General features: G+C 53.7%; 20 protein-coding genes. 9 read left to right on the top strand and 11 right to left on the bottom strand.

From position 1 onward, the window contains the following. Nucleotides 1-17 precede the first annotated feature (17 nt). Nucleotides 18-329: a YdhR family protein gene (locus D888_RS0113885; RefSeq protein ID WP_020677169.1), complete on the top strand. Its 312-nt coding sequence runs from the start codon at nucleotides 18-20 to the stop codon at nucleotides 327-329. A 196-nt stretch (nucleotides 330-525) separates the two neighbouring features. Here the strand turns inward: D888_RS0113885 and D888_RS0113890 are convergent, their stop codons facing one another. The 3 genes from D888_RS0113890 to D888_RS0113900 all read right to left on the bottom strand — a co-directional run bounded on the left by D888_RS0113890 (nucleotide 526) and on the right by D888_RS0113900 (nucleotide 4,507). Then, nucleotides 526-1,305, bottom strand: a complete 780-nt coding sequence (locus D888_RS0113890; RefSeq protein ID WP_020677170.1) for a 4Fe-4S binding protein — start codon at nucleotides 1,303-1,305, stop codon at nucleotides 526-528. A gap of 217 nt (nucleotides 1,306-1,522) precedes the next feature. Continuing rightward, nucleotides 1,523-3,880, bottom strand: a complete 2,358-nt coding sequence (locus D888_RS23255) for a hybrid sensor histidine kinase/response regulator (protein ID WP_020677171.1) — start codon at nucleotides 3,878-3,880, stop codon at nucleotides 1,523-1,525. A 15-nt stretch (nucleotides 3,881-3,895) separates the two neighbouring features. After that, nucleotides 3,896-4,507, bottom strand: a complete 612-nt coding sequence (locus D888_RS0113900; RefSeq protein ID WP_020677172.1) for an MEDS domain-containing protein — start codon at nucleotides 4,505-4,507, stop codon at nucleotides 3,896-3,898. A 519-nt stretch (nucleotides 4,508-5,026) separates the two neighbouring features. Between D888_RS0113900 and D888_RS23260 the strand changes: the two genes are divergently transcribed. After that, complete coding sequence (locus tag D888_RS23260; protein ID WP_020677173.1) at nucleotides 5,027-6,793, top strand: sensor histidine kinase; 1,767 nt, start codon at nucleotides 5,027-5,029, stop codon at nucleotides 6,791-6,793. Nucleotides 6,794-7,068: 275 nt separating this feature from the next. Here the strand turns inward: D888_RS23260 and D888_RS0113910 are convergent, their stop codons facing one another. The 3 genes from D888_RS0113910 to D888_RS0113920 all read right to left on the bottom strand — a co-directional run bounded on the left by D888_RS0113910 (nucleotide 7,069) and on the right by D888_RS0113920 (nucleotide 10,627). Further along, nucleotides 7,069-8,265 (bottom strand): FprA family A-type flavoprotein, encoded by a 1,197-nt coding sequence (locus D888_RS0113910; RefSeq protein ID WP_020677174.1) that lies wholly within the window; start codon nucleotides 8,263-8,265, stop codon nucleotides 7,069-7,071. A gap of 142 nt (nucleotides 8,266-8,407) precedes the next feature. Further along, a complete protein-coding gene (gene aroF / locus D888_RS0113915) occupies nucleotides 8,408-9,427 on the bottom strand; it encodes a 3-deoxy-7-phosphoheptulonate synthase (protein ID WP_020677175.1) in 1,020 nt (339 codons plus the stop codon). A 33-nt stretch (nucleotides 9,428-9,460) separates the two neighbouring features. After that, nucleotides 9,461-10,627 carry a pyridoxal phosphate-dependent aminotransferase gene (locus D888_RS0113920; protein ID WP_020677176.1) on the bottom strand — a complete coding sequence of 389 codons (1,167 nt, stop codon included), beginning with the start codon at nucleotides 10,625-10,627 and terminating at the stop codon, nucleotides 9,461-9,463. Nucleotides 10,628-10,850: 223 nt separating this feature from the next. Between D888_RS0113920 and D888_RS0113925 the strand changes: the two genes are divergently transcribed. Genes D888_RS0113925 through truD form a run of 3 tightly spaced genes read left to right on the top strand, consistent with a single transcriptional unit; the run spans nucleotide 10,851 to nucleotide 13,135 of the window. Beyond that, nucleotides 10,851-11,183, top strand: coding sequence for a c-type cytochrome (locus D888_RS0113925; protein WP_020677177.1), 333 nt, complete (start codon nucleotides 10,851-10,853; stop codon nucleotides 11,181-11,183). A gap of 27 nt (nucleotides 11,184-11,210) precedes the next feature. After that, nucleotides 11,211-11,900 carry a tRNA (guanosine(46)-N7)-methyltransferase TrmB gene (trmB, locus tag D888_RS21740; RefSeq protein WP_020677178.1) on the top strand — a complete coding sequence of 230 codons (690 nt, stop codon included), beginning with the start codon at nucleotides 11,211-11,213 and terminating at the stop codon, nucleotides 11,898-11,900. Further along, nucleotides 11,900-13,135: a tRNA pseudouridine(13) synthase TruD gene (truD, locus tag D888_RS21745; RefSeq protein ID WP_020677179.1), complete on the top strand. Its 1,236-nt coding sequence runs from the start codon at nucleotides 11,900-11,902 to the stop codon at nucleotides 13,133-13,135. The genes trmB and truD overlap by 1 nt, the downstream gene beginning before the upstream one ends. Nucleotides 13,136-13,235: 100 nt before the next feature. Here truD and D888_RS0113940 read toward each other — a convergent pair whose 3' ends face one another. The 3 genes from D888_RS0113940 to D888_RS0113950 form a co-directional block, all read right to left on the bottom strand. Continuing rightward, on the bottom strand, nucleotides 13,236-15,536 hold the full coding sequence (locus D888_RS0113940; protein WP_020677180.1) for a DNA translocase FtsK: 2,301 nt from the start codon (nucleotides 15,534-15,536) through the stop codon (nucleotides 13,236-13,238). A gap of 61 nt (nucleotides 15,537-15,597) precedes the next feature. Further along, nucleotides 15,598-17,256, bottom strand: coding sequence for an RNase J family beta-CASP ribonuclease (locus D888_RS0113945; protein ID WP_020677181.1), 1,659 nt, complete (start codon nucleotides 17,254-17,256; stop codon nucleotides 15,598-15,600). 4 nt (nucleotides 17,257-17,260) lie between these two features. Beyond that, a complete protein-coding gene (locus tag D888_RS0113950; protein ID WP_020677182.1) occupies nucleotides 17,261-17,983 on the bottom strand; it encodes a lysophospholipid acyltransferase family protein in 723 nt (240 codons plus the stop codon). Between the two features lie 226 nt (nucleotides 17,984-18,209). On the opposite strand from D888_RS0113950, the gene D888_RS0113955 reads away from it, so the two are divergent. Beyond that, nucleotides 18,210-18,722, top strand: coding sequence for a single-stranded DNA-binding protein (locus D888_RS0113955; protein ID WP_020677183.1), 513 nt, complete (start codon nucleotides 18,210-18,212; stop codon nucleotides 18,720-18,722). A gap of 86 nt (nucleotides 18,723-18,808) precedes the next feature. On the opposite strand, the gene D888_RS0113960 is transcribed toward D888_RS0113955, so the two are convergent. After that, entirely contained in the window at nucleotides 18,809-19,267 is a 459-nt protein-coding gene (locus D888_RS0113960; protein WP_020677184.1) for a DUF4019 domain-containing protein, read from the bottom strand. Between the two features lie 214 nt (nucleotides 19,268-19,481). On the opposite strand from D888_RS0113960, the gene D888_RS24070 reads away from it, so the two are divergent. The 3 genes from D888_RS24070 (at nucleotide 19,482) to D888_RS0113975 (ending at nucleotide 21,558) form a co-directional block, all read left to right on the top strand. Then, nucleotides 19,482-19,649, top strand: a complete 168-nt coding sequence (locus tag D888_RS24070; protein WP_020677185.1) for a hypothetical protein — start codon at nucleotides 19,482-19,484, stop codon at nucleotides 19,647-19,649. A gap of 273 nt (nucleotides 19,650-19,922) precedes the next feature. Next, the gene (locus D888_RS0113970; RefSeq protein WP_020677186.1) at nucleotides 19,923-20,705 is read left to right on the top strand and encodes an IclR family transcriptional regulator; all 783 of its coding nucleotides are present in this window, start codon (nucleotides 19,923-19,925) and stop codon (nucleotides 20,703-20,705) included. A 73-nt stretch (nucleotides 20,706-20,778) separates the two neighbouring features. Then, complete coding sequence (locus tag D888_RS0113975) at nucleotides 20,779-21,558, top strand: alpha/beta hydrolase (RefSeq protein ID WP_020677187.1); 780 nt, start codon at nucleotides 20,779-20,781, stop codon at nucleotides 21,556-21,558. Nucleotides 21,559-21,595: 37 nt separating this feature from the next. On the opposite strand, the gene coaE is transcribed toward D888_RS0113975, so the two are convergent. Continuing rightward, on the bottom strand, nucleotides 21,596-22,201 hold the full coding sequence (gene coaE, locus D888_RS0113980) for a dephospho-CoA kinase (RefSeq protein WP_020677188.1): 606 nt from the start codon (nucleotides 22,199-22,201) through the stop codon (nucleotides 21,596-21,598). Nucleotides 22,202-22,250: the final 49 nt, after the last annotated feature.

Consider the following 22,250-nt stretch of genomic DNA (forward strand, 5'->3'; position numbering starts at 1 on the left):
TTAACTGGAGGAACATTATGATAACAGCCATAGCTACCTTCCAATTGCCAAAGCCAATCACCCTCGACGAAGCGCGTAAGACATTTCTGAGCACAGCGCCGAAATATCAAGGAGTGACTGGCCTTATCCGGAAATACTATATGCTGTCCCAGGATGGCAGCACCGTTGGTGGGGTATATCTCTGGAACAGCAGAGAAGAAGCTGACGCAATGTATACGGAGAGTTGGAGATCTTTCGTGCGAGAAAAGTACGGTACAGATCCATCAGTCACCTATATGGATAGCCCAGTTGTTGTTGACAATCTTTCGCATGAGATCATCGAGTCATAGGGAATATTTTCATAAATCACCATCAGGAAGACACACAACCGGCCAACACGAAATATCGGGTTGGCCGGTCTTATTGATCAGAGAATTCGATGATATTGGATCCACACAGGTTTTTAGCCTGCAAAACAATGTGACCCATAATCCAGGCCGTTTGCCTCACGGTCAGAACACACCATCTCTCTGCAAGAGGAGATCCTTATACAAAGAGAGTCGGCGCTTTGGGAACACTGCAATTTTTAACCAACAGTGCGCGTTTCTCTCCAATTTTTTGATGCTTCAGCGCGCGCGCATCAAAAGCACATGCCTTGACACAAGCGCAGCACATGACACAGCCGGCAGCATCCGTTAAGACGGAATCTGTCACACCGACCACGCCGGTCGGACAGACCTCAGCGCATTTCCCGCAAAGTGTGCATTTTTGGACCTCTGTTTCAGGCGCGATCCCACCCAGTTTCACCCGATCCTTGTAGGGCAGATTCCCCGCAATCGGTGGAGTGTCCAATTTGCCCTGCGCAATTTTTTCCGCAATTTTCCGCCCAAACTCAAACGCGAGCTTCTGGTCCTCTGTATCGGGTCGGTCTTTGGCAATAGGGCTGGCAGGAGTCGAGTACGAATGTTCCCCGATAAAGGCACCTGCGGCGATAACCTGAAAGCCTTTCACAGTGCTGACATCGCGCAGTTCGATCAGTGCATCTTCGAACTCCCGGTTGCCGTAAAGTGCGACAAGAATTGCAGGTACCCCCGTTGAAGTGATCTCTGCCATGCGCGTCAAACATAGTTCGGGGACACGCCCGGCATAAACCGGAACGCCGATAAGAGCAACGCCCCTGGTGATGACCGCTTCGCAGTTCGCACCCGGCAGGGTCAGGTCATAGTGAATGACCTCTTTGGCACCCAGCCCCCGAGCGATGCTTTCGGATATCTTTCGTGTGGTTCCCGTTGGGGAAAAATAGATGAGGTAGGCTTGCTCAATCATTCGCGCTCCTTTTTTTATCTGCTCTGATTAATTTGTTCCACTGTTTCTGATCTCTCGAGCGACTTGCGGGGAAAGGAGATGTTTCCCAAAGTGCTGGTAAGAATATTCTTGAAATCGTGTGCGATACCTCATACAGGCTGGATCGTATCGAGATTCTCCGTCAAAAATAAAATCCTGCGTTTTGATGGTGTTATCTGAGACCTCAATGACCTCCCACTTATGAACCAACCAACACCTCTTGAACTTTATCGATCAGGGTTTCAAGCGAAACTGGTTTCTGCAGAAAGAAAACTCCTTCTTCAATAAAACCTTGTTGAGAAATGATATCGGCGGTGTAGCCAGACATAAAGAGAACCTTCATGCCTGGTCGAAGAGCCTGTAACTGTTTCGTTAGCTCCTTGCCGTTCATCTCGGGCATGATGACATCGGAAATCAATAGCGGAATCGGACCTGGGTGTCGCTCAGCCAGTGACAGGGCAACACTAGGCAGCGCGGCAGGTAGAACCGTATAGCCGCTCCCTTCCAGAATCTCCGTTTCCAGGTGGAGTAACAACTCGTCATCTTCTACGAGCAGGATCGTTTCTTTCCCGCGCCGCAACAGTTTTGCCGCGGGTTTCTGCACGGCCTCCAACACTGTTTGGGTTCGGGGAAGGTAAATATTGAAGATCGTTCCATGCCCCGGTTCACTGTAAAGGGTAATAAATCCGTTGTTCTGCCTGACAGCTCCATAAACTGTAGCCAATCCTAAACCGGTCCCCTCACCAACGACCTTGGTGGTAAAGAATGGTTCAAAGATATGGGCCTGTACCTCTTTCTCCATCCCCTTGCCATCGTCGCTAAAAGAGAGTTGAACGTAATCACCCGGCACCACATCAGGGTAAGAGACACAAAAAGTCTTGTCTATGCTGCTGTTCCCCGTTGTGATCGATATCTTGCCGACTCCCGAGATAGCATCTCGCGCATTGACCGCCAGGTTGGCGAGAATCTGATCTATCTGCGAAGGGTCGACCTTGACCGGCCAGAGGCTTGCGGCGGGGTGCCAGGAGAGTTGAATATTCTCACCGATGAGCCTCTGCAGAATTTGCAGCATTCCGGCCACGGTTTCATTCAGGTCGAGCACCTTGGGTACAACCGCTTGTTTGCGGGCAAAGGTTAACAGTTGCCGGGTCAGATCGGCGGAATGTTTGGCCGCCTTACTGATTTCCTCCAGGTGATGAAAGAGTCGATGAGAGGGATCCGCTCTCATCATTGCCAGTTCCACATGACCGAGGATGACCCCGAGCATGTTGTTAAAATCGTGGGCCACACCTCCCGCCAACTGTCCGATCGACTCAATTTTCCGGGTCTGCTGGAGTTGGGATTCGAGCTTTATTTTTTCTTCTTCGGCCCGTTTGCGCTCGGTGATGTCCCGCCAACTGGTATGGAGCATGGTTTGCCCTTTGATGGTGATGGGCATGAGAGAAACCTCGACGGTAAACACACTCCCCTCGGCGTTGATGTGGCTCCAGTCAAAACGGTGCATTCCCTTGCTGTAGGCCAACGCCACCATCTTTGCTGCAGCTTCGTCAGAACGTCGGCCGTCGGGTTGGAACTCCGGTGAAATCCGCTCAGGCGGCGAGAACAGAAACTGCTCACGTGTCATCTTGAGGAGATCTAGCGCTGCCTGGTTACATTCCACGAAAACCCCCGTATCGTCGATCAGGAGGATGGCATCTGAGGAGTCCTCAAACAGTTTCCTGAACGTAGCCTCACTTTGGCGCAGTGCGTTCTCGGCTCTCTTGCGCTCGGTGATATCGATCCCGGAGCAGAGTACGCAGACAATCTGACCCTTTTCGTTCCGCTGCAGGACGTTGTGCCAGGAAATAAATCGGAGTTCACCTGCTTGGCAAATGATCTCATTTTCAGCATATTCTACAAAGTCCTTTTGCCCAGCCATGGCCTCGGCAAAAACCTTCTGCACCGCCGGCAGAACAGGGGAGGGAATACACAGCTTGAACCAGTCCTGTCCCAGCAGATCGGCTTGCTCGTAGCCGAGGATTTGGCAGCCGCGCTTATTGATGAGGCGGATTTTCCCTTTCCGGTCCAACTCGAGAATCATCGCCTCGGAAATATCCAGATAGAGTTCCGCGCTTTTCTGAGCCTTTAGGGCCCGCTCTTCCGCCATTCGTCGTTCCCGAATCTTTTCCTTAAGTTCTTTGGTGCGTATTTCAATCTGCCGTTCCAAAAGTTGCTGATGCTGCTGATTAAGTCGGGATTGGTGACGTTCCTCAAGGATTACGGCAATCATAAAGCAGAGATTGCTGATGAAGGAATGGTAGGGCTGGAACGCTTCATTACTCGAGAGGAAAAGGCAGATCTCGCCGTAATGGCTGTGATTCAGTTGGATAGGGAAATGGCGGGCTTCGTTGGTTGGTAAGATTTTTTTTCGGTCAGAAGAATAGGCGGCTTTTTCGACGCCGGGTATTTCTTCCAAACCCCTGCAGACAAAACTGAAGACCGAATCCTGATCCTCAAGCTGAGAAATCATATTCTGCAGCAACAGGATCCGGGCCAGGGCGTGGGCATCTAATGTCATTAAAGAGAGACCAAGTTAGTGCAAAATTTCTTGTGCGGGTACATAAAACGGATTGTGAATGACGTTACCGCGGACCAGCATCATCGGGTGAACCCTCATGACATCCATGATAGTGGCCCCATCAAAAACATGGGCATCATACTGACAAACAGCGGTCACCGGATATTTTTTCAATAGTTGATTGACTGCGGCCTCATATTCAAAAAGTCTGGAACCGCCCGGAACTTTTTGGATTTCCGAAGTCATCTCACCTATAACCCGCGCCGCAGGATAACCTTCTTGCTTGGCGTCGTTATGGAAGGTGGCAAGCAGATTCAGCATTCTTTCCGGCTCGAACCTGCCTTGATGAAAATAAACCTCCGAGGGAACGGCCGTAATCAGATCGTTTTTGGCCCTGGCCTGATCAAGATCAATGCCATCTTCGGCAAGCAATTGACGCAATTTTTCATTATCAATTTGTTCAGAGAAGCAGGCATTCCTTTCCCTGGCCTTCAGACCGCTTGCCAGGAAGTGCAGCAGGGCGTCGTTTCGCTCATCCTCATCATTGTAAATCTGGCAGATATGTGTTCCGACGGGGATTTCAACTTCGGCAAAGCCGAGATTAATTTTTGTTGTCTTCTGTGTCATATCTCTTCTCCATAGAGTCGAGGATGCGTGAAAAACTTGAAATTTTCATCACTGCAGACAAGTCGAAATCTATCAGGGGGAGAGTCTAAACACAACCTGATAAACGCTGGTCTTCCGCTAGCAGTTTTGAATGGCATCACTCCCGATGGTCAGATCCCCTTGTCTCATTTCACAAATTTTCAGTCAAAAATCATTTTCAAATATCCTTGGAATTTTTGACAGATAGATGGGCTGTCATATAAATCACCATCAGTCAGATACTAAAACGGCCAACCTCAAAAATGGGGTTGGCCGTTATTGCCTGGCAGGGAATTTGATAACCATGGTTCGGAGGGTTGTTCACCATCAATTATTAATGAGGCCAATTGATTAGACGATTGTTGATGTATTTTTCTGTGGGACGACTCCTCAGGCTAAAGAAACCACTGCAAATTGAAGACAGCTCGAACTTGTTTCATTCCTGTCCTTAGGCTAGATTGTTGTGGCCGTGTTGCAGCAGGAGACATAAGGAGCAATTAATTGCCAATTCCTAAATTTTCAAATTTGTCCATACGAACTCAGTTGATAGTCTTGGCGGTCCTGCTGACACTCCCGGCCCTGGGAATAATCATTTATTCGGGACTGAAGGAACGTTCTATTGACTATCAACATGCTGTCGTTGAATCTCAAAAACTAGCCGAAAATCTGGCGGCAAAGCAGGAGATTCTGACAAACGAAGCTAAACTGTTGTGTACTCTATTGGCAGGGCTTCCTGAGGTTAAGAGCCATGATGTTGATAAACTGCAAGCCATTCTTGCCGACATCCACAAACAAAGTTCACAATATATCAATATCCTGGTTGCTGATGCTGAAGGACATGTGTGGGCTTCCGCGCTTCCATCCGCTAAAGATGAATCCATAAAGGACAGGCGCTATTTCAAGAGTGCTCAGCAAACAAAAAAGTTTTCTTCAGGCGAATTTGTCATCAGCCGGTCGGTGTTGAAACCCACACTTCATATGGCATATCCTCTCCTTGACCATGGTGAGTTCGATGGTGCGATTATTCTCGGGTTTGATCTTGATGTCATGCGGACCATCCTTGAACGTGCTCAATTGTCTTTTGATACGAACTATGTCCTGGTTGACCATAACGGAATTATTGTCAACAGAGGGAAAGAACCGGGCCTGCTCATTGGGAAGCCCATCCCCGCCGATACGTTGAAATACATGGAAGGTGGCCCTGACCAAGATACTTTTAAATTTATGCGCAGGGATGCGAGTCACCGTATTACAACCTATCGCAAATTGTGGCTCCCCGGTGAACAGAAGCCCTACATGTACGTACGCGCGGGGATAGCGGAAAAGGACGTTTTGTCCGCCTCAAATAGAGCGCTGGTTATCAATTTATCAACTCTTCTGTTCTTTGTTGTGCTCTCATTCCTATTGGCTTTCTTCATTGGTAAGCGCTCGATAGTTGACCGAATCACGGTTCTCAAGCGCGCCTCGCAACGGTTGGCGGGCGGCGATCTCGATATCAGGGTCTCCAGTCAGATTTCAGGAAGTGAGCTGGGAAGCCTGGCCGAGACGTTCGATTCGATGGCACAGGAACTCGGAGCGCGAGAAAAATCCCTGCAGGTGGCAAACCACGAACTCGAAGCCTTCAGCTATTCCCTTTCTCACGATCTGCGTTCTTATCTGACGCGCATCTCGTTAGCCGGAGAAACCTTACAAGCCTTAGATGGTGAACATTTAAGTCATGAAGGCAAGTACTGCCAGCAGACGATCCTCGATACATGCCAGGGCATGAATGGCCTCATTACCACGATGCTGACCCTGGCTCACATCTCCCGACAGGAGTTACGACTCGAAGAGGTCGACTTGAGCCGTTTGGCTGAAATAATTTGCGCTGAGCTTGCCTTGACCGAACCCGAACGCACCTTGAATTTCGATATCAGCCCCGGCCTGCAGGTCACCGGTGATGCAGCCTTGCTGCGCGTGGCGTTGGAAAATCTGCTGGGCAATGCCTGTAAATACACCAAGGGGAAAGCGGAGGTCCATATCTCCCTGAGCGCCAAGCAGCAAGAAGGTCGGCAGGTCTTTGCTCTCGCCGACAACGGCATTGGGTTCGATATGGAGGAAGCAGGCGCACTTTTCCGCCCCTTCAAACGCCTTTCCAGTTCACAGGCATTCTCCGGACTCGGCATCGGACTGACCACCGTTGAACGCATCATCAAGCGGCATGGCGGCGAAATTTGGGCCGAGGCTGTGCCCAACGAGGGGGCAACCTTCTTCTTCACTATTTCATGACTGGTACCTCACCATTAGTGACACAAAAAAGCCCCCGCCTGTAAATACAAGCCGGGGCTTTTCTGTAGGTTTTCCGTATGTGGGGGGGCAGATTCACCTCAGGGTTAAAAGCACGCCCATCATCAGAATATTCATCTCAAAACGCATAATTGCTGTGGCGAGCATGAGCGCTTTGCCGACCTCACTACCGCTGCCTCTTCGACAATAAAGACAAGGCCCCCAGTTTACAAAACCCGCTTGCAGCGACTTAACGCTGACGGCCAACCGGGCGACCGTTACTCTTCGGTATGCACGGTGCTGGCAATCTGCTCGGCGAATTTGCGACAGCTTTCGAGATTCTCGGCCGTCGGCGTAAAGCGGAAGGAGATCCCCTCGGCGGCAAATTTGTACTTGAGGCCGGTGAGACGCTGCTCGACCATCTTGACAGCCTCGCCGCTCCAGCCGTAGGAGCCGAAGACCGCTGCAACCTTGGATTTTGGGGTAACCGACGAGATCAGTGCCAGGGCGTGCCAGACCTGCGGCGGCGCGTCACGTTGAATCGTCGGGGTGCCGATCACCAGGACATCCGCCTGCTCCAGGGCATTGCGATAGTCATCATCGCGCATATCACTCAGGGCAAAGCCGACGACGTCAAGTCCTTGCGCCTTAAGTTCAGTCGTAATCACATCAGCCATATCCCGCGTATTCCCATGGGAAGAGAGGACCGCCAGCAGGGCCTTCGGCCTGCCGCCGACTGGTGGAGCAACCGACCAGCGTGCGTAGGACTCAATCGCGAAATTGCCCGTCGAACGGCGCACCGGACCGTGAGAAGGACAAACCATACGGATCGGCAGATCCTTGATCTTGGCCAGGGCGTCGCGGACCTTATCCTTGAAGGGGCGCATGATGCAGTCGAAGTAAAAATGGAAATCAGCCTGGAAATCGGCAATTTCGTCGTCAAACAGCTGATCGGAACAAAAATGCGCGCCAAAGGCATCGCAGGGAAAGAGGATTTCGTCCTCGACCAGATAGGTGAAAATCGTGTCCGGCCAGTGCAGGTAGGGCGCCAGGATAAAGCGCAGCTTGCGGCCACCCAGATCAATTTCATCACCATCATTAATGATCTGACTGTTGAAGTCGCGATTGAGCAACTGCTTGAGGAAATTCTCGCCGGCCTTGGAACAGTAGACCAGGATCTGCGGATTTTTCTCCAACAACAACGCCAGAGAGCCGGAATGGTCCGGCTCGGTATGGTTGACCACCACCGCGTCTATCTTGTCGATGGCGACATGCTCTTCGACTTTACGGAAGAATTCTTCGGAAAAGCACGCTTTGACCGTGTCGATCAAAATGTTCTGCTTGCGCCCCTGAATCAGGTAACTGTTGTAGGTCGTACCGTTATGGGTCGGGAAAAGATCGTCAAAAACCTTGAGTTCCGGGTGGCGCACGCCGACCCAATGCAGCTTATCGGCAACCTGAATAGAGTGTTCCATGGGTAAAAATATCCTCCGTTGTCAGATTCCGTCGCGCCTCAAAAAAAATCGAGTCACAACGCATAGATTACTTGTTCAGTGAGCTATCATACCCGCAGCCATAGCGGCCAGGCAAGGGGCGTGTACGATGTGACGAAAGGCTTCAGACGGCGAGTTCGGCCATAAAGTCCTCTATCCGCCTCAACTCAAGCATCAGCTTTTCGAACCCTTTGGGGTCAAGGCTTTGTGCCCCGTCACACAGGGCCTTCTCCGGCTCGGGGTGCATCTCAACCATCAGGCCGTGGGCGCCAGCCATCAATGCGGCACGCGCCATCACCGGCACCAGATGGCGTTTTCCAGTGGCATGGCTGGGGTCGACAATAATCGGCAGATGACTCAGCTCACGAATCAGCGGCACCACTGAAAGATCGAGGGTATTTCGCGTCGCCTTTTCAAAGGTGCGGATCCCGCGCTCGCACAGCACCACGCGATTGTTCCCCTCGGCAACGATATACTCCGCCGCGGCCAGAAACTCCTCAATCGTTGCGCTCATGCCGCGCTTGAGCAGGATCGGAAAATCAAGTTTGCCGACCTCCTTAAGCAGATCGAAGTTCTGCATGTTCCGTGCGCCGATCTGCAGCATGTCGGCGTGCTGGCAGACGATATCCAGCTGCTCGATGCGCATCACTTCGGTCACCACCGGCAGCCCGACCGCCTTGCCGGCCGCGCTCAGATACTTAAGCCCTGCGATGCCCAGACCTTGAAAACTGTGCGGTCCGGTCCGCGGCTTGAAGGCACCGCCACGCAGGATGTGTCCACCTGCGGCCTTGACCTGCCGGGCGGCAGTCAGCATCTGCTCCTCGGTCTCGATAGAACAGGGACCGGCCATCATCACGACCTTCTCGCCGTCGCCAATCTTGACCCCGCCCACCTCAACAATCGTCGCCCGGGGATGAAAATCCCGCGACACCAGTTTGTACGGTTTGCTGACATGGATGACCTCGCGCACGCCAGGGAGTTCACGGATGGCGGAATCATCGACGTAGCCCTGATTATCAAGCACGCCGATGGCGGTGCGCATGCTGCCGGGGATCGGTTCGGCGCGCAGACCCAGCGCCTCGACTGCCTGTTTGACCGCCAGAATCTGGGCATCGGTCGCCTGATGATGCATGACAATTAACATGAATGAACTCCATTCGTGACACAGAGAAAGGTCTTAGCGAGGGGGCAGTTTGCCACGATCACGCAGATAAAGGGTGAGCCGCTGCATGGCGTCATCAATCTTCTCCAGCGGACTCGAATAGGAGAAGCGCAGGAAGCCTTCGGCCCCCTCACCAAAATCAATACCGGGGGTCAACGCCACCCCGGTTTTATCCAGAATATCGAGGGCCAGGCGCATCGAATCGGTATCGATGTGGCGTGCATCGGCCAGCACATAAAAGGCCCCTTTCGGCATAAACGGGATGCCGAAGCCAAGATCGCGCAGTTGCCGCACCAGCTGACGACGGCGCAGATCATAGAGCCGCCGCATCCGTTCGACGTCGGCACTGCAGTAACGCAGGGCGGCAACCCCGCCAAGCTGAACAAAATGATTGGCGCAGATCATAAAATTCTGATGCAGCGCCTGCAGTGCACGCACACAGCCGGGGGGGGAGATCAGATATCCGAGCCGCCAGCCGGTCATGGCGTAGGCCTTGGAGAATCCCCCCAGGACAAAGGCGTTATTGGTGTATTCGAGGATGGAGTGTTCGTCACCTTCGTAGGTGAGGCCGTGATAGATTTCATCCGAGATAATCGGAATCGGCAGCCGCGCCAGGGCTTGAAGTTCGGCCCCGCCCAGCACTGACCCCGCCGGGTTAGACGGAGAGTTGATCAGCAGGCCACGACTGCGGGGGCTGATCACGGCCTGAACTTCTGCGGGGCGCGGCTGAAAGCCGTTTGCCGGGTCGGTCCGTAGCGCCACAGGGTTGCCGCCGGCAAAGCGCACGAAATTGGGATAACAGGCGTAACCGGGATCGGGCAGGATCAGCTCATCCCCCTCTTCCAGCAGCAGAGAAAAGAGCAGCAGCATCAGCGGACTGGTGCCGTTACTGACCAGGACCTGCTCCGGCTCGATACGCACCCCGTAGCGCTGGTGATAATATCGAGCGATCTCCGTGCGCAGTTCGAGCAGGCCGAGGGAATGGGTGTAGGAGGTAGCACCATCCTCCAACGCCTGACGCGTGGCAGCGACCACCGCCGGCGGGGTCGGAAAATCTGGCTCCCCCAGACAGAGATAGATGATATCGCGGCCAGTGGCTTCAAGAGCCTTGGCCTTCTCCATCACTTCCATGGCCAGAAAAGGAGTCACCAGCTGGGCGCGGCGGCTGAGCGGAATCTGCATGATCTCTCCAGAGGAACGAATCCTTAAACTTCGCCGACGGGCTGGCGTCAGTCACGAATTTTCGTGTAACATCGAAGTGCTTCAGCTTAATGGGGGGCGATAGATATTGCAACCGCTATCACCTCGCTATCACCTCGCCATCACCTCGCTGGCAACCCGTTGCAAATCGTGCCCGGCACAGGTATCTTGTGGCCCGAATGAAAAGAACCCGAGAATTTTCGCCATGCGTCCCATATTAGTCGCCATCACATTGTTGCTGTCAACGCTGACCAGCCCTCTGCTGGCGGCCGACCTCACTTCAGAACAGAGTGCACAGGCCCGGCAACTGTTTACGGCCCTGGGATGTCAAGCCTGCCATGATTTTAACAAGAGCGGTTCGACCCTGGCACCATCACTGGATCGTATCGGCCTCAAGTTAAACGCCGAACAAATTTTGGCCCGGCTGCAACTCCCCGCACAAAAACTTGGCCAGGGTGAAAAATTCATGCCTTCTTACCGGACCACCGCGCCTGCACAGCTTGAACTGCTCAGTCGTTTTCTGGCCCAGCGTAAATAACCATTTTCCTGTGAGAGATCCGTTCCAATGACCCAACGTATGACCCTGATCACGTCCCCCTGCTATGTGCCCGAATCCCGTCTCCACAAGCTTGATGACCTGCAAGAGCTCTTCGCCTGCCGGCAACCTCTGAACCTGGAGATCGGCTGCGGCATCGGCGACTTTGTGGTGCAACTGGCCGAACGCGAGCCGCAGCATAACTTTATCGCCATCGATATCTTCAATCGTGGTTGCGATCAGTCCGCGCGCCGCATCGAAGAGGCGGGCCTGACCAATGTGCGCGTTCTGCGCACCGAGGCGCGTTCCCTGCTGTTGCACCACGTGAAGCCCCAGAGCCTGCGCGCGATCTATATCAACTGTCCTGATCCCTGGCCCAAAAAACGCCATCGCAAGCGTCGCCTGGTCAACAGCGACTTCCTCAAGCTCGCCCTGCACTTTCTTGAAGAAGAAGGGCATTTCAATTTCAGCACCGACTTTACCGATTACGGGATTGAGGTCGGCGAGCTGTTGACGGCCGAACCGGGATTCAACAACTGCCACGCCACCCCCTACACTCACGAGCTGGGGAGTTACCCCATTTCGAAATATATGCGCCGCTTTCTTGAGCTGGGACAACCGATCTTCTACAGCCATTATCAGCGCGAACCCAACTTTGCCGCCGTAGCGCCCCCCGCCCCGAAAAAAGGCTTTCGCATGCGCTGGGCCACGGAGAGCTGATGCCCTGGGTGACTGGAGATCTGCCCGGAATCGGCGGGAGCTACAAATTCTGCCCCGAGGACTTTCTGGTTGACGAAATCCCCCTCTACCCTGCTTGCGGGCGGGGGGAACATCTCTATCTGCAGCTTGAGAAGCGCGGACTGACGACCCACGAGCTGCTGCGTCAGCTGGCCGCCTGCTTTAACCTTCAGCTGCGCGACATCGGCTATGCCGGGCTCAAGGATGCACAGGCGGTCACGCGTCAGTGGGTTTCGGTCCCGGCGCGTTGTGAACGGCTGCTGCCACGCCTGGAACAGTTGCCCGTTAAACTACTCGCCAGCACCCGGCACGACAACAAACTGCGCCTCGGTCATCTGGCCGGCAACCGCTTTCGCTTAAGGGTGCGCCAGCCACAGCCGCACGCCAGACAAAAGGCCGACCTCATCCTGCAACGCCTCGAAAAACAGGGGGTACCGAACCACTTCGGTGAGCAGCGCTATGGGCTGCTGGGCAATTCCCATCGTCTGGGACAACTCCTGCTTAACGCTGAATATACAGATTTCTGTCATGAATATATCGGCGATCCCGAGCGGATTGAGCATCGGGATTGGCGGGAGGCGGCGCAACACTTCCGCGCCGGGGAGTTAGAGGCAGCCCTGCAGAGACTGCCGGCGCGGATGATGAACGAAAAAAATCTACTGACGCTGCTGATCCAGGGGCGCTCGGCAAGGGCGGCGGTTCTAAGTTTGCCGAATCCGCTCCTGCGTCTCTATCTTTCAGCCCTGCAATCCTGGCTGTTTGATCAACTCCTGCGACAACGACTCCCCGAGCTTGGCCGTTTGCAGGCTGGAGATCTGGCCCTCAAGCATGTCAACGGCGCCTGTTTTCTGGTCGAGGATGCAACCCGCGAGCAGGCCCGCGCCGATCTGTTCGAGATCAGCCCGACCGCGCCGCTGTTCGGCAGTAAACTTAAACTGGCGGGACAGGCTCCTGGCGAACGTGAGCGAGAACTTCTCACGAGGATTGGCCTGACACCTGAAAGCTGGAAATTGGGAGACGGTTTAACCATGACTGGTGAACGGCGCCCACTGCGCGTTCCGATCAGTGCCTTCTCGACCCGCGAAATTGGACCAGATCTTCAGCTCGATTTCTGCCTGCCCCGTGGCAGCTATGCCACGAGCGTGCTGCACGAAATCATGAAACCTGAGCGGGCTGAGGTTCTGCCCCTGTGGCCGGAGACAGCAGAGAACTGCTGAACCCGGCAGCTGAGTCATGGAGTTCGACCTCCACAAGCCGCACAAAAAAAGAGGCCCTCTCTAAAGGGCCTCTTTTTTACACTACCGGCGCTGCCGTTTATTACTCTATCCGCCCTATCAGGACTTCCCTTGGCTTGCCGCTGCCATCGGAGGGCCCGACAATCCCTTCGGACTCCATCTTTTCAATCATGCGGGCGGCACGATTGTAGCCGACGCGCAGCCGACGCTGGAGCATGGAGATCGATGCGCCCTTGGTCTCGGAGACGATGCGCAACGCTGCGTCCCAGTGTTCATCATAGCCATCTTCATCTTCGCCAGGCGCGCTTTTCGCGTCGGGCTGCGCCGTCAGGATCGATTTGTCATATTCGGGTTTCCCCTGTTTGCTCAAGAAGTCGACCACCCGCTGGACCTCGAGCTCTGAAACATAGGCGCCATGGATCCGCTGCAGATAGCCGACGCCCGGGGGCAGAAAGAGCATATCCCCCATGCCGAGCAAGGTTTCGGCCCCCATCGAATCGAGGATGGTACGCGAATCGATACGTGAAAACACCTTGAACGAGATCCGCGTCGGAAAATTGGCCTTGATCAGACCGGTGATCACATCGACACTGGGTCGCTGGGTGGCGAGAATCAGGTGGATGCCGGCGGCGCGCGCTTTTTGGGCGAGACGCGCAATCGATTCTTCAATGTCGCGGCCGGCGACCATCATCAGGTCCGCCAATTCGTCGACAATCACCACGATGTAGGGGAGATGGACGTGATCAAGCTCCTCTTTGGAGGGCTTGATCACCGGAAATTCGGCCTCAGTCTCCGCATCGAGCATGTCTTCGGCGGTGAGGATAATGGTGTCATCCAGCTCTTCAAGCGGAACTGCGTCATATTCGGCCTTGGCTTCTTTTTCGAGCTTGCGGTTGTAGCCATCCAGGTTGCGCACGCCTTTGTCGGCCAGCAGCTGATAGCGTCGTTCCATCTCGCGCACCGCCCAGGCCAGCGCCAGATTGGCCTTTTTGGGGTCAGTGACCACCGGCAACAGCAAGTGTGGAATCCCTTCATACATCGAGAGCTCGATCATCTTGGGGTCGATCATGATCAGCCGCACATCCTCAGGAGCCGCCCGATAGAGTAATGACAGGATCATTGTATTGATCGACACCGACTTACCACTGCCGGTGGCGCCGGCGACCAGCAGGTGCGGCATCTTGGCCAGGTCCGAGACCACGGTCTGGCCGAAGATATCCTTACCCAGGGCCATCGGCAGTTTACCGCCGGTGCGCTGAAACTGGTCGGACTCGACAATCTCTTTAAAATAAACCGTCTCGCGGTCGATATTCGGAATTTCAATTCCGACCACGCCGCGCCCCGGAATTGGCGCAACAATGCGGATCGAGACGGCCTGCATCGCCATCGCCAGATCATCCTGCAGATTGGAGATTTTATTGACCTTCACCCCGGCCGCCGGGGCAAATTCATACATGGTCACCACCGGGCCGGGCTTGACTTCGACCACTTCTCCTTCAACCCCGAAGTCGAGCAGTTTGCGCTCGAGCATTTTGGCCGCCAGCGCCAGTCCCTCGCGATTGATCGGCGCGGCAGGTTCGCCATCGTGATCGAGTAAGGAGATCGGAGGACGATGGTAGATACCTTCAACCTCTAAAAACGAAAAGGAGACCTGATCCTCATCGACAGTCGATTTTTTCGATTTTGATTTTCCGCTTTTACGTGGAGGGGGCAAGGTCTGAGCGGGCAGCGACAGGGTCACCGGAGTGCGAATCTCAGGCTCACGAAAGGCAACTTTTTTTGTCAGCGCCTGACGATTTTCACGCCGCTGCTCAAACCGCCGGCCGAAACGCTCAAGAAATCCGTCGATAAACAGAACCAGACTGAAACGGGTCGAGACGATCAGGGCCACCAGAAAAAACACGCTTAAAACGACGGCTGCGCCACTGAGATTAAAATAAATAGAAAGTAATCTGACCAGCACCCGTCCTATGGCGCCGCCAGCCTCTCCAATCCGACTGCCGAAGAACATAACATGGCTGAGTTTGAGCGCCAGCAGCCCGGCCAGCGCAATCTGCAACAGCAGAAAGGCGGCACAGCGTTGCCAGTTAAATCGCACATCACGAAACTTGAGCCAGCGCCAGGCCAGATTGAGGCAGGCCAGGGGAAAAAGCAGGGCCGTCAGGCCATAGACCTGAAAAAGGAGATCGGCCAGATGAGCGCCAAAAATTCCGCCAAAGTTCTGAATTTTGGCCGGGTGGAGACTGTTATTGAATGAGGGGTCGCTGTGACTGTACGACCCCAGGCAAAACAGCAGAGACAGACCTGCCGCCAGCCACACCAGGCCCAGAATCTCCTTGCGGATACGGCTTTCTGTCGGCATGTCGGGAGCTTGTTTACTCATCGATTATTCCTGTTCATTAACCGACCACTGAGATTGATGAAAATCAGCATAACCATCGGCCCTATAGTTCAAGTACCAGTGGCAGAATCAGCGGCCGCCGGGCAAGATTTCGATTGAAGAGGCGACGCAGGGTTTTGCGCACATTGATCCGCAACTCTTCCCAATCGGTTACCGCCCCCATGCTTTGTTCGACGATCAGGTCACGCAACTGATGACGTGCCTCTTCGAGCAGCTGCTCACTGGCGTCTTCGTCTTCAGGGATGAAGCCGCGCGTGAAGATTTCTGGCCCGTAGACCACCTCACCGGTCGCCTGATTCACCCCCAGCATCGCTATGACCAGTCCATGATTAGCAAGATGCCGCCGGTCACGCAACTCCAGGCTGCCGACATCACCGATCCCCTTGCCATCGACAAACACCCGCCCGTGATCAAACCGCGGCCCGAGCTCGATGTTGTTTGCATCAAAAAGCAGGGACTGGCCATTTTCGAGCACCAGCGTCCGCTCGGGTGACAGCCCCATTTCAATCGCCAGCTGACGATGCTTCACCAGATGCCGGTACTCACCATGGATGGGCACAAAATAGCGCGGCTGCACCAGCTGATGAATGAGCTTCAGCTCTTCACGGCTGGCGTGGCCAGAGACATGGATCTCGCTGGTTTTTTCGTAGAAGACCTCGGCCCCGCGGCGATACAGATTATTGATCAGATCGGAGATCGCCTTTTCGTTGCCGGGGATAAACTTGGACGAAAGGATCACGGTATCACCCGCTTCAAGCTCGATCTGTTTATGATCCCCCAAGGCAATCCGCATGAGAGAACTGAGCGGTTCCCCCTGGCTCCCGGTGGTCAGAATCAGGACCTTCTCCGGCGGGAGATCGCGCAGATCACGCAGATCGATAAACATCTCATCGGTCGCCCGCAGATATCCGAGCTGACGTGAAATAGCGATATTTGAGACCATGCTGCGGCCATTGACAAGGATCCTGCGCCCACAGGCGTTTGCCGCATCGATGACCTGCTGAATGCGGTGGATATTGGACGAAAAGGTCGCAACGATAATCCGCCGCGGACAGCCGGGCATAATTTCGCCGAAGGCCTTGGCCACCGTGGTTTCAGATAGGGTATAGCCGCTGTTCTCGACATTGGTCGAATCTGCCAGCAGCAGGAGAACCCCTTCTGCGCCAAGCTCTGTCAGTCGCTCCAGATCAGTTTTTTCACCGTCTACCGGAGTTTCGTCAATCTTGAAATCCCCGGTATGAATAACCGTTCCGGCCGGAGTGCGGATCGCATAGCCGACCCCATCAACAATCGAATGGGCCGCGCGAAAAGGCTCGATCTTAAAAGGGGGAATGTCGACCAGTTGACGTGGCGCCAGGGTTACAAGTTCGACCTTCGACTCCAGCTGGAATTCCCTGAGTTTATTATGCAGCAGCCCAAGGGTCAGGCGTGTGCCGTAGATTTTGGGACAGCCCAGCTTCGACCACAGATAGGGAATGGCGCCGATGTGATCTTCATGACCATGGGTCAGAATTAATCCGACAATATCCTCAACCCGCTCTTCGAGCATCACCACATCGGGCAACACCAGATCGACCCCCAGCATATAGGCCTCGGGAAACATTAACCCGCAGTCAATAAGCAGAATCTTACCGGCAGTTTCAAGAGCCATCATGTTCAAGCCGATCTCGCCCAGCCCGCCCAGCGGCATCAAACGCACCATCGGCTCAGTTGATATTGGCAAAGTGGCTCTCCTTTTCTATAGCTTCGGTCAGGACGCTGCTGACCTGATCCAGCAAGCGCTCCGAATCACGAATGGTCAAGGAGGCGGTCTCAATCGGCGCCAAAATCTGCAGCCGGATAATGCCGGGACGAAATTTAAACTCACCTTTATGCATCACCTGCCAACTGCCGCTGATCGCAACCGGCACAATCGGCACCCGAGCCTTGAGCGCAATCAGGAATCCCCCTTTTTTAAACTCCTGCAGTTTACCATCATAACTGCGCGTCCCCTCAGGGAAGATCACTACCGAGGTCCCGCTTTGAATCCGTTCGGCAGCCAGAGTTATGCCCTTCATCGCTTTACGTCCGTTGCTCCGGTCAATCGCAATATATCCGCTACGGCGCATAGCAAAACCGAACAAAGGCACCTGAAAAAGTTCTTCTTTTGCCATCCAGCGAAACTGCAGCGGCAGTCCGGCAAAGTAACACAGAATATCAAAATTGCTCTGGTGATTTCCGGCGAAAATCACCGGTTGGCCATTTACAGGCAGATGTTCGTGTCCTGAAACCTGCAGCCGAACGCCTGCCAGCCATAATGTGACTCGCGCCCAGAGCCTGCCACTATTGTGCATATAATCTGCGCGCAGCAGAGAGAAGGGCGCACCACACAGAATGACTAATGCCGTCCATGGGAAAAAAAGCACATAAAAAAAGACAATTCGCAACACGCTCAATTCTCCTTACACCTAATAAACTTGCTATATTGCTGAATTATCAGCACTTTTGTCAATCATTTTTCATTCATTTGCCCAGTCAGCCTGTTGTCTGTGGATTAACCGGTTTACTCACAGAGCTCAATCGGCTACATTTTCAGATCAGAAAATACCGCTTAAATGACACTCACTGAAATTGACAGCCCATCGCGGCGTTTCATTGCAAAAAAGGAGGCCACCCATGTCGGTCAACAAAGTTATTCTGGTCGGAAATCTAGGTAAAGACCCCGAGCTCCGTTACACCCCCGCAGGCGCAGCGGTTGCGACCTTTTCTCTGGCGACAACCGAGCGCTACAAAGATCGGGACGGCAATCGTCAGGAGAAAACCGAGTGGCATAACATCGTGGCCTGGCGCCAGTTGGCCGAGATCTGTGGTAAATACCTCCACAAGGGCAAGCAGATCTATATCGAGGGGAAGATTCAGACCCGCTCCTATGACGATCGCGACGGCAACAAAAAATATATTACCGAAATCGTTGCCGACCAGATGCATATGCTGGGGAGCAAAACTGACGATCAGAGCGGTGGTCACGGCGGAAAACCTGCGCACCACGATGCAGGTGGGAATCAGGGTCGTTATGGCGGACAACCTCAGAGCGGAGGCTCCGCCGGAGGGCAACCGTCGAAAGCTGCCCCACAGAGTAGAGACTTTGAAGAACCGACTTACAATGACGATGATGAGATCCCCTTTTAGAGTTCAAACATAACCTAAAATCAGAAAAACGGGTTGCCGCCACTGAAGGCGCAACCCGTTTTTTATTACACTACCGCCAGGTCTGACTATCGCAATCGATAGGAGACCACCCGCCAGTCCTCGAAAGGCTCCTTGTTAAGGATCAGCAGCTCCAAAGCCTTCTGTTTCTTTTCAAAGCGACTGCCAACCACAAAAATGCGATAATCCCCATCGGGAAAGCCACTCATCACCGTACGTTCGGTTACACCTTTAATTGTGCGCTCCGTAAGGTGTCCGAGTAATTGGCGCTGAACGAGTTGCTCGGCGACCCAGGTATCAAGATCTGTCGTCTGATGCAAAAGTTCGCTCCCCTCCCACCAGGCCTGGATATAATTACCCGCATCAAGCAATTCAAGAAAACTGTTCGCAGCAACGCGTGACAGATCCTCCCGCTCAGCGTGGCCGGTCGAAACCCCAAACACCAGAAATAGCGCGCAGACCAAAATGGTTCGATACAAAAGACGACTTACAAGACTGACCAGATACGATGTATGTTTGGATTTCATAGAAGGCACCCCCCTCTTCATTCTTTTGATTGTACCCTTCAGCAGCACAACGGACAAGGAGCTTAAGATTAATTTTTCCGGCAGATAAAAACAAGGCACGCTTGACCATCTTCAAAGCCCGGGGGATTTCTAGAAAAAAAGGACGTGAGAAAATGCTCGAAGAAAGAAGAACCGCCTTAAAAATCGCCCGCACCGATAGCGACCAAGGTGCGTGATGCTGCCGGAGCTGCTCCAACTTGAGGGGCTGAACGACCTCCCTCATCTTCCTGCCCAACTCGCCAGCGCCGACAGGGCGACCCGCATCGCCTGCGTTCAAGCTCCTGGCCGCGTCCATTCGAGCAAGGTCTTTATCCCCTTAAATCAAAACAGCGCGCCCAGATAAAAAATTCCTTTATTTGCCATGAGAAGCCTTGTCCACCCCTGTTTCCCGAAGCCAAAGCGCTGCCATCAGCACATAAACATGTCTGCCAATGAGACCTCGTCAAAGTTAAATTCAAACAGATGATTGACAACAATAAAACAGCATTCTATAGTCTTTAAGGGGCGGTGAAATGACTGAAGAATCACCCATACACAGCTTGACAGGTCATTCCCCCGGGTATAGAATCACGGGGTTTATGCGAATCGCACGCCATCCAGGAGGACGGAACATATCATGGTCAAAAAAGATAAATCTGAATATATAATTCAGGCCGTGTCACACGCGCTTGATCTGCTTGAGCAGTTTCATGGTGACATCGATGAACTTGGGGTCACCGAACTGAGCAAACGGTTAAAACTCCACAAAAACAATGTTTTCCGCCTGTTGGCAACCCTCGAGTCTCGTGGTTATATCGAGCAGAATCGCGCCACTGAAAACTATCGACTTGGGCTGAAAGCGTTAGAACTTGGACAGACCTTCATCAAACAGATGGGCCTGCTTCGCCAGGCCCGTCCGATTCTTGATCGCATGGTTGAAGAGGGGAATGAGACCGCCTATGTCTCCATCTTCAAGGAAAATCACATCGTTTATCTTGATGTGGTTGAAACCAGCCTGACAGTTCGCGTCGTTTCACGCGTCGGGTCTCGCCTGCCTGCCTACTGCACCGCCTCAGGGAAGGTTCATCTGGCATTTATGTCAGACGAAGAATTTGAGGCCACCATGGCAGAGCAGAAATTGGCACAGCACACCCCAACAACCCTGGTCGACATCAAGAAGCTTAAGGCTGAGCTTGAATTGATCCGCACCAATGGTTACGCCATTGACGATGAAGAGCTTGACCTGGGCGTGCGGTGTATTGCCGCACCGATACGTGACTACACCAGGCGCATTGTTGGTGCCGTCAGCATCTCCGGGCCGAGCATGCGTCTTGAAGACAAACGGATGAAAGAAGAATTGATCCCGATGATTCTGCACGCTGGCGAAGATTTGTCGACCCGCCTCGGTTTTCCGCACTGATATTTTTGCGACTCCATTATCCTAATCCAAAGGGCTCCGTTCAGGAGCCCTTTAGCGTTTTCACAGGCTGACAATGCTGCTGGACTTTACCTCAGAGCTTGAGCGCGCACAGCATGAAGGAGTCGGTCATAGAGAGAACCTACCCTTTCTGTTCGAGCCCGATAAGACCAACGGCAAGGCACTGCTCCTGATTCACGGCTTCAGCGGAACCCCTTATGAAATGCGTGCCCTCGGAGAGTTTCTCTGTGCCCGAGGCTATGTGACGCTGGGCGTTAGACTGGACGGACATGGCACGACACCTGAGGATCTGAGCCGCTACCGCTGGCAAGACTGGCTACAGACCCTTGAGCGCGGTTACGCTATATTACAAAAAACCGGGATGCCGATCTCACTGGTGGGGCAGAGCACCGGCGCGTTACTGGGGCTGGCCCTTTCGAGGCATAAACCTCTTTCGCGCCTGGTTTTGCTCTCACCCTTCCTGAGCCTTAAGCACCCTCTGGCGCGTTTTTCCCGGTTCCTGAAATATTTGATCCCTTTTCAACAAAGAACTCTCCCCCCTCTCCAGCAGCTTCATTACTATGAACGTCGACCACTGGCCGGAATTGAGCAGATATTGCGTCTGCGAAATGAGCTCAAGCCCACCCTCAAGCGGATAATGCTTCCGACCCTAATATTGGCTGCCGAAGGGGACCAGACCGTCGCCAGAGACAGTGCCCTGACGCTGTTTCACTTGCTTGGGAGTCCGCAAAAGGAATTTCACCTGTTTGGCCCTCAATCGCCCCATGTGCTGAGCACGGACGAAAATCCCGAATTCGAAGCCGTCTATGCTATGACCGCCGCCTTTCTAGGGTGATCCGACCCAGGTCACTATCAGTCAGAAACAGGGTGGGTTATCCCACCAGTTTGGCCCAGAGCCGATCCACCTGGATCTGAAGGTCATGCAGACTGCCTGAGTTATCAATCAGGTAATCGGCTCGCGTTTTCTTTTCAGCCTGTGACATTTGTGCCTGGATGCGCTGAAGCGCTTCGCCGACATCCAGATGATCGCGTTCAACCAGGCGACTTAACTGCAGGCCCGGATCAAGAGTCACAACCAGAACCTTATCGACACGTTTCTCAGCTCCGGCTTCATACAGGAGTGGGGCTTCATAAACCACAAGCGCCACCCCGGTTTGTGCCAGCACAGCAAGGCGATCTTCAGCAAGCTGAGCGATTGCCGGGTGCATAAGTTTATTCATTTTCTGGCGCGCTTCTGCATCAGCAAAGACCAGACGCCCCAAACACTCTCGATCCAGCGCCCCAGCGCGCGTCAGGATCTGGGGACCGAACATCTTCACCAGCGCTGCAAGGGTCTCCGTCCCGGGCGCAACCACATCCCTGGCCAGTTGGTCGGCGCTCAGAACCGCAGCACCCTTTTGGCGCAGAAGCTCAGTCACCAGGCTTTTACCCGTGGCGATACTCCCTGTAATTCCAAGAATCAAAATTGTCTTTCCCATGCTAGAATCAAAGAATCCTGTCCTTATTTCATCGCGCAAAAGGAGCCGA

Source organism: Geopsychrobacter electrodiphilus DSM 16401 (assembly GCF_000384395.1).
Lineage (GTDB): Bacteria > Desulfobacterota > Desulfuromonadia > Desulfuromonadales > Geopsychrobacteraceae > Geopsychrobacter > Geopsychrobacter electrodiphilus.